11 protein-coding genes and 1 pseudogene are annotated in these 14906 nt (G+C 60.2%); 5 read left to right on the top strand and 7 right to left on the bottom strand.

Translation table 11 applies throughout. From position 1 onward, the window contains the following. Positions 1 to 52: 52 nt before the first annotated feature. Entirely contained in the window at positions 53 to 1108 is a 1056-nt protein-coding gene (gene dinB / locus ACWPW0_RS16090) for a DNA polymerase IV (RefSeq protein WP_454255846.1), read from the top strand. A 363-nt stretch (positions 1109 to 1471) separates the two neighbouring features. Further along, entirely contained in the window at positions 1472 to 1888 is a 417-nt protein-coding gene (locus ACWPW0_RS16085) for an acyl-CoA thioesterase (RefSeq protein ID WP_454255845.1), read from the top strand. 57 nt (positions 1889 to 1945) lie between these two features. Here ACWPW0_RS16085 and ACWPW0_RS16080 read toward each other — a convergent pair. The 4 genes and pseudogenes from ACWPW0_RS16080 to ACWPW0_RS16065 form a co-directional block, all read right to left on the bottom strand. Next, positions 1946 to 2035 (bottom strand): annotated as a pseudogene (locus ACWPW0_RS16080) (hypothetical protein); the annotation flags it as partial. 271 nt (positions 2036 to 2306) lie between these two features. Then, positions 2307 to 2711: an META domain-containing protein gene (locus ACWPW0_RS16075; protein WP_454255844.1), complete on the bottom strand. Its 405-nt coding sequence runs from the start codon at positions 2709 to 2711 to the stop codon at positions 2307 to 2309. Next, complete coding sequence (locus tag ACWPW0_RS16070) at positions 2708 to 3145, bottom strand: hypothetical protein (protein WP_447592953.1); 438 nt, start codon at positions 3143 to 3145, stop codon at positions 2708 to 2710. The genes ACWPW0_RS16075 and ACWPW0_RS16070 overlap by 4 nt, the downstream gene beginning before the upstream one ends. Before the next feature lie 144 nt (positions 3146 to 3289). Continuing rightward, a complete protein-coding gene (locus tag ACWPW0_RS16065) occupies positions 3290 to 6043 on the bottom strand; it encodes a response regulator (protein WP_454255843.1) in 2754 nt (917 codons plus the stop codon). Between the two features lie 116 nt (positions 6044 to 6159). Here ACWPW0_RS16065 and ACWPW0_RS16060 point away from each other — a divergent pair, with 116 nt between their 5' ends. Together ACWPW0_RS16060 and ACWPW0_RS16055 are read left to right on the top strand one after the other, a co-directional pair. Continuing rightward, a complete protein-coding gene (locus ACWPW0_RS16060; protein ID WP_454255842.1) occupies positions 6160 to 6870 on the top strand; it encodes a response regulator transcription factor in 711 nt (236 codons plus the stop codon). Beyond that, entirely contained in the window at positions 6870 to 8219 is a 1350-nt protein-coding gene (locus tag ACWPW0_RS16055) for a histidine kinase sensor domain-containing protein (RefSeq protein WP_454255841.1), read from the top strand. Before ACWPW0_RS16060 ends, ACWPW0_RS16055 begins: the two co-directional genes overlap by 1 nt. Positions 8220 to 8281: 62 nt before the next feature. On the opposite strand, the gene ACWPW0_RS16050 is transcribed toward ACWPW0_RS16055, so the two are convergent. From ACWPW0_RS16050 to ACWPW0_RS16040, 3 genes are all read right to left on the bottom strand, one after another. After that, a complete protein-coding gene (locus ACWPW0_RS16050) occupies positions 8282 to 10492 on the bottom strand; it encodes a TonB-dependent receptor (protein WP_454255840.1) in 2211 nt (736 codons plus the stop codon). A 192-nt stretch (positions 10493 to 10684) separates the two neighbouring features. Next, the gene (locus ACWPW0_RS16045) at positions 10685 to 11485 is read right to left on the bottom strand and encodes a tetratricopeptide repeat protein (protein WP_454255839.1); all 801 of its coding nucleotides are present in this window, start codon (positions 11483 to 11485) and stop codon (positions 10685 to 10687) included. Between the two features lies 1 nt (position 11486). Continuing rightward, entirely contained in the window at positions 11487 to 12167 is a 681-nt protein-coding gene (locus tag ACWPW0_RS16040) for a Fe2+-dependent dioxygenase (protein WP_447592943.1), read from the bottom strand. 219 nt (positions 12168 to 12386) lie between these two features. Here ACWPW0_RS16040 and ACWPW0_RS16035 point away from each other — a divergent pair, with 219 nt between their 5' ends. Beyond that, complete coding sequence (locus tag ACWPW0_RS16035) at positions 12387 to 14681, top strand: TonB-dependent receptor (RefSeq protein ID WP_454255838.1); 2295 nt, start codon at positions 12387 to 12389, stop codon at positions 14679 to 14681. Positions 14682 to 14906: the final 225 nt, after the last annotated feature.

The raw sequence follows: 14906 nt of genomic DNA, 5'->3' as shown, positions 1-14906 counted from the left end.
GTGTATGCTTCAGGCTCTTCAGCCTATGGCCTGCGGGGCTTCCCGGACTTTCGTGCGCAAGATCATTCACATCGACTGCGACTGCTTTTACGCCGCCATCGAGATGCGTGATGACCCGAGCCTGGCCGGAAAACCGCTGGCAGTGGGTGGCGCGGCTGACCGGCGCGGTGTGGTTGCCACCTGTAACTATGAAGCACGAGCCTGGGGTGTGCGCTCGGCGATGCCGATGCGCCAGGCGCTGAAGCTGTGTCCGGACCTGCAGGTCGTCAAGCCGCGCATGGATGTGTACAAGGCCGTCTCGCGGGATATTCATACGATTTTCCGCGACTTCACCGAGATCATCGAGCCGCTGTCGCTGGATGAGGCCTACCTGGATGTCTCCAGCAGCGAGCATTTCGCCGGCAGTGCCACACGCATTGCCCGGGAAATTCGTCGACGGGTTTCGCAGGAGCTGCATATCACCGTGTCGGCCGGGGTGGCGCCGAACAAGTTTCTGGCGAAGATCGCCAGCGATTGGCGCAAGCCCGATGGCCTGTTCGTCATTACCCCGGAGCAGGTCGACGCGTTTGTCGCGGTATTGCCAGTCAGCAAGCTGCATGGTGTGGGCAAGGTCACCGCAGACAAGCTAGGGCGCCTGGGGATTACCACCTGTGATGATCTGCGCGGCTGGAGCAAGGTGGCCCTGGCGCGTGAGTTCGGCAGTTTCGGCGAGCGCTTGTGGAGTCTGGCGCGCGGTATCGATGAGCGCGCGTTGCAGACCGACAGTCGTCGGCAATCGGTCAGTGTGGAAAATACCTACGATGAAGACCTGCCCAATCTGGCCATGTGCCTGAAACGCCTGCCGGAGCTGCTGGAACAACTGGAAACGCGTATGGCGCGTCTGGATGCCAGCTACAAGCCGGACAAGCCGTTCGTGAAGGTCAAGTTCCATGACTTCACCCAGACGACCATCGAGCAGGCTGGCGCGCGGCGTGACCTGAACAGCTACCAGCTCCTGCTCAGCGCGGCCTTCGCGCGTGGCAACAAGCCTGTAAGGTTGCTGGGGGTCGGTGTGCGGTTGCTCGACCTACGTGGACGGCATGAGCAACTGGAGTTGTTCGCGCTTTGAGTTTGGGACTGTTGGTGTGCCTGGCAGTCCAGCCAAAGCCTCTTCGCTACCTTGGGGAGCGCCATGTGTTCAGCAGGGATAGATGGGTAGCCAGCAAGCTGTGCAGCCTGTGCCAAATGAGGGTGAACGGATCGGCCTCACCGTAGCAGCATCGATACACTTTTCAGCGCCATGGCTGTCAGGTGCGTTATCGCGGCCAGGGCGCTGAAACACCTGCCCGCCAACGCTTCTAACATGATCACCCGGACGAGCTGTGGCAGATGGATTTCAAGGGCTATTTGCCGCTTGTTAATGGGCATGCCTCGCGCTGCCAGCCGTTATGATCGCCTCATCCATTAAACGACCCAGCAGGTGCGTTCCCTCATGTCCTTCAGTACCACTCGAACCGTTCTGTTTGGCGATTGCGACCCCGCCGGGATCGTCTACACGCCACGCATCGCCTACTTCGTCATCGAGGCGATCCACGACTACCTCTCCTACCGGCTCGGCGGCGAGGGGCTGCGCAAGGTGTTCGCTATGGGCATCCTGCCGCCGGCTCGGGCACTGTCGATCGAGTTCCTCTCCCCGATGACCTGGGACGAGGTGATCAGCATCGAGGTGCGCAGCGAAACGCCTGGTGCCACTTCGTTCAGCTTCAGCGTGGAAGGTCGTCAGTCATCGGGCGATGTGACCTTTCGTGCGTCGATGACCCAGGTCTGCATCAGCCCTGAGAGCAAACAGCCCATCACGCTTCCCGACACCTTGCGTCAGGCGCTAGAGGACGAGAACCCGCCAGCCTGAGCAGCTCCTGGAACGAAAAAGCCCTGCTTGAGCGGGGCTTTTCCTGTCAAACGAAGATCAGGTCTTGGCGGCGATCTTCTTCAGCTCTTCGTCTCGTAGCCTGCGGCGTAGGATCTTGTCGACGTTGGTGGTCGGCAGGTTTTCGCGGAGGCGGGGGTAGAGGGCGGGTTGCCCTGTGTCGTACAACGACGGATGGTCTCTACGACGTAATGCTCATGCATAAAACCCCACGCCAACTCGACCTGGGGCAGGGCAAGGTAGGAGTTCCCAACCGTTACCCATGTCTCCCGGCAGGCGTTATCTATGTCCCCTCGACTCAACACCATGTGTACCAGCAGTATCGCGGGTTAGCGCATGGCATTCTCTACGATACGTTTCAGCTGTAGCTACACCTGATCACGTACGCATGAGGCGTTGCTCAGCCTTCTTCTGGCCACAGGCGCAGCGGCTTGCCAGACGCTGGCCACAAGCGCAGCTGGCCGATTTCCGATACATCCCAGCGCTGCACATGGGTCAGTGATTCGAGGAAGCGCTGTTCCTGCTCCATCAGCGACGGGGCGCACAGCTTGCGGGTGCTGCCCGGCGCATCGAAGCTCAGGCTTTCACCTTCGTGGGCATAGCTGGCGAACCAGTGGTTGCAGCCGGCATTGCCGTAAGCACGGCCGTCATCACCCAGGGTCAGGGTCAGATGGCTGTTATCGATAAGGGGGCGTTCGCCAATCCACTCCACCTGGTAGGTCTTGTTGTTTTCCAGCAGCACCGGGCTGGCAGCGCAACCCAGGAGAGGGCTAGCGAGCAGGGCCAGGGTAAAGGGTTTTTTCATGCGTTCGTCTCCTTACAACGCGAGCAAAGATGGCGGCCATCACGAGATTGCCAGCCAAGTTCCTGAATGCGTGCCTCAGCGGCCGGCTGACGGGCTTTCTCACCCAGGGCTGCATCCACGGCGAATTCGAAGTCGAGCGTGCTGTTACACCCGTCGCAATTCACCTGCCAATTGAGGATAGACAGTTCCCGGAAGACCGGGCCATTGGCAACCGCCATCCATTGGCCCGGCGGGTTGATCAGGTGGCGGACTTTCTCCACCACCAGGCGCAGGGTGAGCTCACGGCTGCCCTTTAGCGTGACCAGTAATGTATCGCCGCCTTGGATGGCGCCACCATTGCCGGTGACCTGATAGCGGCCTGGCGTCAGGGCGCGGCATTCGGTGAGTGTGTGGGCGGGGTTGAACAGGGTGTAGCGGAAATCGTGCTCGGCCATGGGTCCTCCAGATCAGCGCGAATGCTAGCACGAGGCATATGACGGGCGATCCATTCGGGGCAATCGTATGGCGACTGTTCGCTCGCCACCCGCCTTCTCTCCGAATAGGCGAGGGCGGGATGGCTCACCTCTGGTCATATGAACTCAAACGTTGGCCACAGCATCCTTGGCCAGGCGTGTGATGGCAGCATCGAGCTCGTCCAGCGCGCTCTGTGCGGCTGGATCATCCTGTTTGAGCAGGGTTTCGCTGCGCTGGCAGGCCGCGCGCAGTTGCGGCACACCACAGTAGCGGGTGGCACCGTGCAGGCGGTGTACGCGCTCGATCAGCGCCGCACGGTCACCCCCATCGCGAGCCTGTTGAATAGCCTGGCGGTCGGCATCCAGCGAGGCCAGCAGCATGCTCAGCATGTCGGCCGCAAGATCGGCCTTGCCGGCTGCCAGCCGCAGCCCTTCTTCTGGATCGAGGACGCGCAGGGTGTTGTTCGAGGGCGGTGTTTCGGCGGTGCTCTGTGGCGCATGGTCGCGTAGCGCCAGGCCCGTCCACTTGAGTACCACCTGGGCCAGTTGGCGCTCGCTGATCGGTTTGGTCAGGTAGTCATCCATGCCGCTTTGCAGCAGGGCGCGTTTTTCATTGGCCAGCGCATGGGCGGTGAGGGCGACGATGGGCATCTGGCTACGCTCACGCTCCTGTTCCCATTGGCGGATGGCTTCGGTGGTCTGGCGGCCGTCCATGCCGGGCATCTGGACGTCCATGAATACCAGGTCGAAGTTGTGCTGTTTTACGCTCTCCAGTGCCGCATAACCGCTGTCTACCACGGTCACTTCGGCGCCCATGTCGCTCAGCAGGGTTTGCACCAGCAGCAGGTTGGCCGGGTTGTCATCGACGCACAGCAGGCGCGGTGCGCGACTGGTCAGTGGTGGGCGGGTGTCGATGCGCTGTTGGCGGGGGTAAACCATGTCGTAGAGCGCGCGTTGCAGTTTGCGGGTACAGGCCGGTTTGGCCTGTAGCTGGCGATGCGCATCCGGCAGCGACTCGTGGTACATCGCCTGCTCGGTGGTTGGGCACAGCACCAGGCTCTTGCAGCCGAGGCGATCCAGGTCCCAGATGCGTTGGCTGAGTTGTTCCGGAGGTAGTTCCTGCACGCGAACACCCAGTACCGCCAGGGTGATGGGGTGCTCGCCCTGGTTTTGCTGCGTCACGCATTCGAGTAGATGATCCAGGTTGCTGAACGGCAGGACGTCCAGGCCGCAGTCTTCCAACTGGTGGCGCAGGGCCTGGCTGACCAGATCATGGCTTTCCAGCATGACCACGCGGCGCCCGCTCAATTGCGCGCGTGGCAGCTCGTCACCGTCGTCACGCGCTTTCGGCAGGCTCAGACTGATCCAGAACTCGGAACCGGCTCCGGGGTTGCTATCGACGCCGATTTCGCCGCCCATCTGCTCGATCAGGCGCTTGGAAATCACCAGCCCCAACCCTGTACCGCCTGCCTGGCGCGACAGGGAATTGTCGGCCTGGCTGAACGCCTGGAACAACGCTCGCAGGTCATCGTCGGACAGGCCGACGCCCGTGTCTTGCACGCTGATGCGCAATTGCGCGCGGTCATCGCTTTCGTCCTCGACCATCGCCCGCACGGCGATGGTGCCTTCGCGGGTGAACTTGATGGCATTGCTGACCAGGTTGGTCAGCACTTGCTTGAGGCGCAGTGGGTCGCCCTGTAATGACAGGGGGGTATCGCGATAGATGAGGCTGACCAGCTCCAGCTCTTTCTCGTGCGCGGCCGGGGCGAGGATGGTCAGGGTGTCTTGCAGCAGGTCGCGCAAGTTGAACGGAATGCTTTCCAGAACCAGCTTGCCGGCTTCGATTTTGGAGAAGTCGAGAATCTCGTTGATGATCCCCAGCAGGCTCTCGGCGGACTTTTCAATGGTGCCCAGGTAGTCCTGCTGGCGCGGAGTGAGGTCGCTTTTTTGCAGCAGGTTGGTAAAGCCGAGAATGCCATTGAGCGGGGTGCGGATCTCGTGGCTCATGTTGGCGAGGAATTCGGACTTGATACGGCTGGCTTCCAGCGCTTCCTTGCGGGCGAAATCCAGCTCGATGTTCTGGATCTCGATGGTCTCCAGATTCTGCCGCACATCTTCGGTGGCCTGGTCGATGCTGTGCTGCAGTTCTTCCTGGGCATTTTGCAGCGACTCGGCCATGCGGTTGATGCCTGCTGCCAGTTCATCCAGTTCATTGTTGCCCATCGGCGGCAGGCGGGTCTGCAACTGGCCATCTTTGATCAGGGCGACACTCTGTTTGATGCTGCGCAAGGGCTCGTTGATGGTCCGACTCATGCGCAGGGCGAGCAGGGCGGTCACGACCAGGCCGGTGATGATCAGCAACAGGCTGGCGAGCAGGCTGCGATAGCCTTGCAGCAAGGTTCGATGGTGCGAGAGCTCCAGCTCGGCCCAGCCAATCAGCCGATTGGCCTCCTCGTTGCTTTGGTCGACAGCCATGCTGCGGTGGCGGCCATACACCGGCAGGAGGAAACGGGTGGCATCCTGCCCGGTGCTTTGTACCAGCGGGCTGCCATCGCTCAATGGCGCCTGATTGAGCATTTTTGGCCCGGCCTGGGCCAGTAGGTTGCGCTCGCTGGAGAGAAAGCCGACCGAGCGTACATCGTCCTGATTCAGCGTTTCTTCGGCCAGGCGCTTCAGCGATTCTCGGTCGTTGTTTGCCAGGGCTGAAGCGGCCAGTGGCGCCAGCTGCTGAACCACGAGCTCCCCGCGCTGCTGCAGTTGATCCTTGAGTTCCGCCTGTTGCATCCAGGTGAAATAGCCGCCAAGTACCAGCGCCAGCAGGCTGGTAGGCAATAAAGTGAGCAGCAGTACGCGGCCCTTGATCCCGAGTTCCTTGAACACGCGCGTCGTCCTTCGGTGATTTATTCGCCAGTGTAGCGATTCGTTCGGTGGGAATCTGCAAGCGCATTTGCCAGAATGTAGCGATAAAGAACTATTTGCATATGCAGGCGTTTCCCATGCAGCTCGAGAATTCCCCCTCATCACGCATTCTGGCCATCGAAGACGACCCGGTACTGGCGGCTCACCTTAGCGAGCACCTCGAACGCTGTGGCTTTGCGGTGACGTTGCGGCACGATGGTGAGGAAGGGCTTGGCCTGGCCCGCACCGAAGCGTTCGACCTGATCCTGATGGATATCATGCTGCCAGGCCGCAATGGCCTGGAGGTGCTGGCTGAACTGCGCCAGCAGCGACGGGTGCCAGTGATCCTCATGTCCGCGCTTGGGGCGGAGAAGGACCGTATCGCGGGCTTCAGCCAAGGTGCCGACGATTACTTGCCCAAGCCGTTCAGCATGGTGGAAATGCAGGTGCGCATCGATGCGGTGTTGCGGCGTGTCGCCTATGAGCGCGCGGGGCAGGAGGCTCATGTGGGGGATCTGTCACTGCATTTCGACGAGGCCCGTTCCGATATCAGCTATGCCGAGCAATGGGCCGGGCTGACGACTACGGAGTATCGATTGCTGGCGACGTTCTTCCGGCATCGGGAGGAGGCCCTCAGCAAGGCCTTTCTCTACCAGCATGTCCTGCATCGCGCCTACTCGGTACATGACCGTAGCCTGGACATGCACGTGAGCCATATTCGCCGCAAAATGCAGCGCATCGGCTACACCGACCGCAAACTGGAAACCGTCTGGGGCAAGGGCTATGTGCTCACGAGCCAGGAGGCCTGATGCCGAACCGCCACTCACTGTTCTGGAAGCTGGCGGTTCTGCTGATCGGCTTCTCGTTGGCGGTCATTGCCCTGACGTTATTTTCGGGGCGACTTGTCGGTGAGCTGACGTCTTACCTGTCCAGCGAATCGCGTTCGGTGCTACGCAGCTATGCACGCGAAGCCGAGGCTTCCTGGCAGAAGCATGGGGCGGCTGGCGTGGATGCGTTTCAGGATCAGCTGCATGAGCGCGAGGGTGTCTGGTCGCTGGTGCTTGATAGAAACCTGTTTCCGCTGGGTAATAGACCGGTTGCCGAAGAGCAACGGACCAAACTGAGTTTCATGCGCAAGCTCAACTGGCCAATGGGGCGGCAAAGCGCAGAGCCCAGAGTACTGAGCATCCCCTTCAAGGATGGCCGTGGCCAGTTGGTGATGCCCTTGCCTGAGCGATTCAGCCCATGGGGTCCACGGCCGTTGCTGTATTTCATCTTTCAGAAGCTGGTGCCGGGCGTGCTGGCGCTCCTGTTCGGTATCGTGTTGTACCGTTTTTTCATCGGTCCCTTGTCGCGTTTGCGGGAGCAGGCCAATGCGCTCAGTGCTGACGATCTGAATTCTCGTGTGGGCAAGCCGATTACGGCCCGTCGAGACGAGCTGGGAGAGTTGGGGCGCGCCTTTGATCACATGGCCGAACGGCTGCAAGGCACGGTGCATTATCAACGTCGATTACTCAGTGATTTGTCTCATGAGCTGCGCACGCCACTGAGTCGACTGCGTGTGGCCAGTGAGCGGGAGGACGACCTGCCGGCCCTGCGCGTGCGGCTGGAGCGGGAAATCGAGTTGATGCAGCGCCTGGTCGAAAACACGCTGGAGCTGGCCTGGTTGGATTCTGAACGGCCACGCCTGGTGCTCGAGCCGATTAATGTGCGGTCCCTCTGGGGGCTGCTCTGTGAGGACGCCTGTTTCGAAACCGGTTGGCCAGTGACGCAGTTGCGTTTCGAACTGGAGGACACCTGCATGGTGTTGGCCAATCTCAACGGTTTGGCTCAGGCTCTGGAGAACGTTCTACGCAATGCCATTCGTTACTCGCCGCGGGAGGGCGTGATCACGCTCAGTGGTCATCGCGAGGGGACTACGCAGTGGTTGTGTTTGCGTGACCAGGGCCCTGGCGTGAGCGAGGACCAGCTTGGGCTGATTTTCGAACCCTTTTCCAGGCTTGACCAGGCACGCCCCGGCGACGGTGGTTTTGGCCTGGGCTTGAGTATCGCGCGCAGTTCGATCGAGCTGCAGGGTGGTTCGATATGGGCGCAGAACATGCAGCCTGGGCTGGCTGTGCACCTGCGCTTGAAAGCCTGGCCGGAGAACTCGGATTAAGTTATCCGGCTGGCTTTGAGAAAGGCGACGGCCCATCTTTCGATGAGCCGTCGTGGGTGAGGTCAGAAACGGAAGTTGGCCGTCAGCTCGGCCGAGCGGCCTGGTGCCACGTTGGCGAATACACCCACATGCGAAGCGTCGTAGATGGTTTCGTCAGCCAGGTTTAGCACGTTGAGCTGCAGGTCGAGGTTCTGGTTCACCTTGTAGCCAACCATCGCATCGTAGCGCCAGTAGGCGTCCAGTTTGCGGGTGTTGGCGTCGTCCAGGTAACGGGCGTCCATGTAGTTCGTCCCGCCCCCGATGGTCCATTTGTCGGTGAGCGCATAGGTGGTCCACAGGCTGAAGCTTTCCGGGGCGATGAATTTCATTTGCTTGCCGGAGAAGTCATTGCCACCGCTGCGGTACTTGCGGGTTTCGGGGTCGAGGTAGGTATAACCGGCCCAGGCTTGCCAGGCCTCGGTTATCTTGCCGGCCAGTCCCAGTTCGAAACCATCCACCCGGCTGTTACCGGAGAGCGTGACGGCGCCAGTGGTCGGGTCCTGGGAGCGGCCATTGGTCTTCTCTGTGCGGAAGATCGCAGCGGTCAGCGAGAGTTGCTCATTGAACACGTCCCACTTGGTGCCCAGCTCTACACTGCGGTTTTTCTCGGCGTCCAGGTCGTTGACTGAAGCCCCGCCCGCGGCCCCATCGGCGCCGCCAGCCTGGCCCACCGTCTCGCCTGCCGGGTTGGAGGAGGTGCCGTAAGACACATAGACGCTACCGTAGGGAAGTGGCTTGAACACGAGGCCAACCTGGTAGTTCCAGAAGTCGCTGGTGTTCTTGCTGGTGGTGCGCACAGTGCCCGGATTGTTCCAGCTCTTGTTGGTGACGTTGTAGTCGTCGTAACGCAGGCCCAGGTTGAGGTCCCATTGCTCGTGCAGTGCGATGGTGTCGAAGACATAGGCGGCGCGGGTGCTGGTCTTGCTGTCGCCAATACGCTCATTGCCCCGCGTAACAGCCGGGAAGCCGTCGTGCGGGTTGGGGTGGTGCAGGTCGGCAGGGCTGCCGGCGGCAACGGTGTAGCGATTGCGCTGGTCGATGGTTTCGCGGCTGAGCTCGATCCCGGTGTTGTAGCTGTGCTGCAAGCCGGCAAGGTGGAACGTGCCGAAGGCTTCTGTCTGGTTGATCAGCGATTTGGTCACGCTGTTACGGGCACGGCCATCGCGCAGAACCACGCCATTGCGTTCGGCGTTGACGTTGGCAAAGCTGGGGCGAGTCATCACGTAGTCGAGCAGGGTGCGCCCGCCACGGGTGGTGTTGCGGATGGTCAGTGCTTCGTTGACGTCGTGTTCAAGAACGATGCTGGCGATATCCGCCGAGGTTTTGCTGAAGTCGCGATCGACCAGGCCATAGAAATTGTCACGGTCGACCTTGGTCGGCTTGCCGGTAATCAGCGAGACCGGATGGCCCAGATCGGCCATGTCATCGGTTTCCATGTGGTAGTAGCTGAGGGTGGCGCGGGTTGGCGTATTCAGGCCGAACGTCACGGTAGGGGCCAGGCCCCAACGCTTGACATCGACATCATCGCGCCCGGGCGTATCGGCTTCGTGCTTCATGGCATTGAGGCGGAAGGCCATGTTCTGGTCAGGCAGGAACTGGTTGACGTCCAGCGTGGTACGCCAGAGCTGGTCGGTACCGAGGGTCAGGCTGCCGGCGATGAAGTCTTCGCTCTGGGCGACCTTGCTCACCAGGTTGATGCTGCCCCCGGTGGCGCCGCGACCGGTATAGGCCGAGCCCGGGCCTTTGACGATCTCGACCCGCTCGATATTGAAGGCTTCGTGGGTATTGCGACCTACATCGCGAACACCGTCGATCATGATGTCAGTGCTGGCTTCATAACCGCGGATGAAGGGGCGGTCGCCGACGGGTGTACCACCTTCGCCCGCTCCCAGGGTGATGCCGGGTGTGGTGCGTAGTACGTCCTTGAGCGAACTGGCACCACGCTCCTTGATCAGCTCTTCGGTAATCACCGTGACGGATTTTGGCGTGTCGCGTAGCGGGGCGGTGAACTTGTGCGAGGAGGCTTGATCGACCTTGTAGCCTTGGTCATGGTTGGCTTTGACGTCAGTAGTGCCAAGTTCCAGCGCCGACGAGGGCGTCGAGGAGGTGCTTTCTTCCGGGCTGGTTTCTGCAGCGATGCCGACCGTGGCGCAGGATGCGAAGGCAAAGCCGACAGCTGAACGGGATCGATTGGCCTGGAACAGAGAACTGCCGGTTGTCTTCCTTATGCTCATTAGATGTGCTCCTGAAAAAATGAGAGGCAAACCTAATTGAGAATTATTGCTATAAGAATCTGATTTACATTTTGCTTACGGGTTTGTTGTTAGCGAATATTGCAAGTCGGTGAATGCCCCGTTAGCCTTGCTCATCAGCGCTGTTTTTTCCTTCAACTAGAAGTTCGAAGGTGATCGCCGCTTATAGGGCGATCAGCCCGTGTGACGCGGGCAGAACATGTCCAGTGCATGTTGATCCTGGTCGTCACCCAACTCTGCGGCGCGCTGATGGTAATCCAGGGCCACGGCGCGAATTTCTGCGTATGGAGCCTGGGCCAGGCTGCCTCGGCTGGCGCGCAGGAAGTTCAGATTGCCGTGCGTGAGCGCTTTTTTCAGCCAATCGATGGCATCGGTCAGTTGACCTTTCCCGGCGAGAATCGCCGCATGGCTGAATTGGCCACGGAAATCACCTGCTTCGGCCGAGCGTCGATACCAGTCATGGGCGGCTTCCGGGTCAGGCGCCCCGACGATGCCTTCTTCCAGGTAGCGTCCGACCAGATTCATCGACTTGGCATGCCCCAGGTTGGCGGCTTTCAGGTACCAGTCGAAGGCCTGGTGTTGGTCCTGGGCGACTCCGCGACCGGTCGCCAGGAGTCCGGCGTAGTTGTACATCGCCCAGTCCAGCCCGCAGGACAGCGCGCGCTGGTAGCTGTGGGCCGCGGCGGTGCAGTCGGCCGGGCCGCCCCAGCCGTGCTCTTGGCAGCGGCCGAGCATGTTGTGGGCCATGGCATGGTCATGTTGCGCGGCGATGGCAAACCAGCGGCGTGCCAGAACCTGATCTTTCTCTATTCCCTGGCCATCGAGCAGGATCTGCCCGAGTAGGGTCTGCGCTTCGACGATGCCATCACCGGCTGCTCGCAGGATGATGCCGGCCGCCTTTCCGGGATTTTCAGCCAGCCGTGCTCTCAGTTCGTCACCGGTAAGCAGCTCGTGTCGGGTCAGGGTGGCCCCCATGTCAGGTGTCCGCCCAGCGTCGCAACAGGTTGTGATAGGTGCCCGTGAGCTGGAGTAGCGCCGGGTGATCGGGCATGTCCTGGGTGAGGCTCTGGATGGCCTGATCCATTTCGAACAGCAACGTGCGCTGACTGTCTTCGCGGACCATGCTCTGGGTCCAGAAGAATGATGCCAGCCGTGCGCCACGGGTAACGGGCTGGACCTTGTGCAGGCTGCTCGATGGGTAGATGACCATGTCGCCGGCGGCCAACTTGACCTGCTGCGTGCCGTAGGTGTCCTGGATCACCAGCTCACCGCCGTCATAGCTGTCTGGCTCACTGAAGAACAGGGTGGCGGACACATCGGTACGAACCTGTTCCGGGCTGCCCTTGATCCGGCGAATGGCATTGTCGATGTGGTAATCGAAGGAACCGCCACCGCTGTAACGGTTGAACAACGGCGGGAAGACCTTGTTGGGCAGAACCGCGGACACGAACAGTGGATGACTCCAGATGCGCTGGAGCATGACTTCGCTGATCTCCCTGGCCAGAGGGTGGCCTTCGATCAGTTGCTGGTTGTGTTTGGCCTTGGCGGATTGATGGCCTGCCGTGATCTTGCCATCCGCCCAATCGGCTTGTTCCAGAGCCTCTCGGATGCGTTCGGCTTCTTCGCTGGAAAAGATCCCTGGGATACGTAGCAGCATGAGATTTTCTCCGCTCAGACACTGGCTAGCGGCGAATAGTATTTATTTCCATTAAGCATGTAAAACACTGCATGCCTGGCTGTGCTCCACAGCTGACGCGGGCTTCAGGTGAATGTGTAAAGGTTGTAAATTTGACGCATTGAGAAACAATATCAATTGTTAATGGAAATTTCTTGAAATACATTTCGCGTCCTCTGAAATCCAGTGGAGCGGAATACGATGTCTCGTCAGCCAATTGAGAGTGCGGTGAATACCCAGCGAATGCTGGCTTCGGCTATCGGCGTAGCTTTGTCGACCCTGTCTATCGCACCTGTTGTGCAGGCCGAGCAGGTGAAGAAAGACGGCAAGGGTGTGGTCTCTCTCGATGCCACATCTGTGGTGGGCGAGCAGGAGGCTGTCGACTATCGCGTTGAGCGCGCGGCGTCGCAGAAATACACCGCTCCGCTGGTCGATACTCCTCGCTCGATCACTGTCGTGCCGCAACAGGTGCTCAAGGATACGGGTGCGGTATCCCTGCAGGATGCTCTGCGCACGGTCCCCGGCATCACCATGGGCGCGGGGGAGGGTGGCAACCCGCAGGGGGATCGTCCATTCATTCGTGGTTTCGACTCGCAAAGCGACACCTATCTCGATGGTGTGCGCGATACCGGCGCGCAGACTCGCGAAATCTTCGCTGTTGAGTCCATCGAGGTCAGCAAGGGGCCGAACTCGGCCATCGGTGGCCGTGGCGCGGCAGGCGGCAGCATCAACCTGGTTTCCAAGAAGGCGCATCTGGGCAATTCGTTCGACGGCGGTTTCACCTGGGGCAGCGACCAGACCCAGCGCTATACGCTCGATGGCAACTATCAGTTCACCGACAGCATTGCCGGACGTCTCAACCTGATGAGCCACGAAGCCAATGTGGCCGGCCGTGACAAGGTCAACTACGACCGCTGGGGTGTTGCCCCGTCGCTGGCGTTCGGGCTGGGTACCGATACCCGCGTGAACCTCGATTTCTACCATATGGAAAGCGACGATCTGCCGGACTCGGGGATTCCTTATGGTTATTCGGTGGGGAAATCTCACACCGCAGCCAGCCCGGACAAACCTACTGATGGCGGGCGCAGCAGTAACTTCTATGGGTTGACCAGCCGTGACTTCCGCAAGACGCGAACAGATGTTTCGACCTTTGCGATCGAGCATGACCTGAGCGATTCGCTGACCATCAAGAACACCCTGCGTCATGGCAACAGCATGCAGGATTACGTGCTGACCCAGCCGGATGACAGTGCCGGGAACGTAGTGAGCAATGGCGTCTGGCGCCGTGCCAACAGCCGCGTGGGCAATACCGCGACGACGACCAACCAGACTGATCTGTTTGGTGAATTCCAACTGGCCGGTTTCAAGAACAGCTTCTCCACGGGTATCGAGTTCACCCATGAGAATGCCAACAAGGAGAGCTATACGGTTTCGCCCAACAGCAAGATCACAACCTGTCAGGGGCCGAGCAATGGCGGCAACTGCACCTCGCTGTCCAACCCGAATCCCGACGATCTGTGGAATGGCACGATAGCCCGCAATTACGGCGGCACCGATACCCGTAGCAATACCCGGGCTCTGTATGTATTCGATACGGTTGAGCTCGACCCGCAATGGCTGCTCAACCTGGGGCTGCGCTACGACCACTTTGAAACCAAGTACCGCACCTACGACGCTGCCGGCGTGACCACCATTACCAATGGTGTGGCCAACAAGAGCCGTGACACGAGCGAGTTCGTCACGGGGCAGGTGGGCCTGGTGTGGAAGCCGGCGGACAACGGCAGTATCTATGTCTCCTATGCCACGTCGGCCACACCGCCCGGTTCGATGTTGGGGGAGGGCACTGATGGCAACCCGGTGACTACGGCTGCGGTGAACAACGAGCTGAAGCCGGAAGACACCACCAACTACGAGATCGGTACCAAGTGGGACCTGTTGAATCAGCGCCTGTCGCTGACAGCGGCGGTCTTCCGCACGGAGAAGGAAAACACCCGTGTGCTGACCGGCCTCAATACCTATGAGAACGCTGGCAAGACTCGCGTGGACGGCATCGAGCTGTCGGCTACTGGCAAGATCACCGATAAGTGGCAGGTATTCGCCGGCTACAGCTATCTGGACAGCGAACAGGTCGATGGCGGCAAGGTGTTGACTGCTGGCCAGTACGTGGACGTTGCCACCAATGGCAATGCGCTGCCCAACACCCCGGAAAACAGCCTCAGTCTGTGGACCACTTATGCTGTTACCGACAAGTTCACCATTGGCGGTGGCGCATTCTTCGTCGACAAGGTCTGGGGCTCCGTGGCACATACGGTTTACGTCGATTCCTACTGGCGCTACGACGCCATGGCCAGCTACAAGCTGACTCGGAACGTCGATCTGCAACTCAACGTACAGAACCTCACTGACGAGGTGTACTACGACAAGGCCTATTCCACGCACTTCGCCAACCAGGCGGCTGGACGTACAGCCTTGCTGAGCACCAATGTGCACTTCTAGGCTGCGTGCATAGTCAGCTCTGCTGACACGGCACTTACTGAAGGGGCTCTCGTGAGCCCCTTTCTTATTTGTGTTCCAGCCCTCGTGGGGCCCGCAGTACAGCCCCCGATTCCGTCTTTCGTTCACTGGCGGGCCCAGTGGTGCCGGGCTCGGACAGTGGCTGCGCGCCTGTTACGGCTAGCCGTGTAGGCGTCGTTACAAACTGTATAGTTTGTAAAATGGATT

The sequence above is a fragment of the Pseudomonas sp. Marseille-Q8238 genome, assembly GCF_965111915.1.
This window is presented reverse-complemented; position numbering and strand designations above follow the sequence as displayed.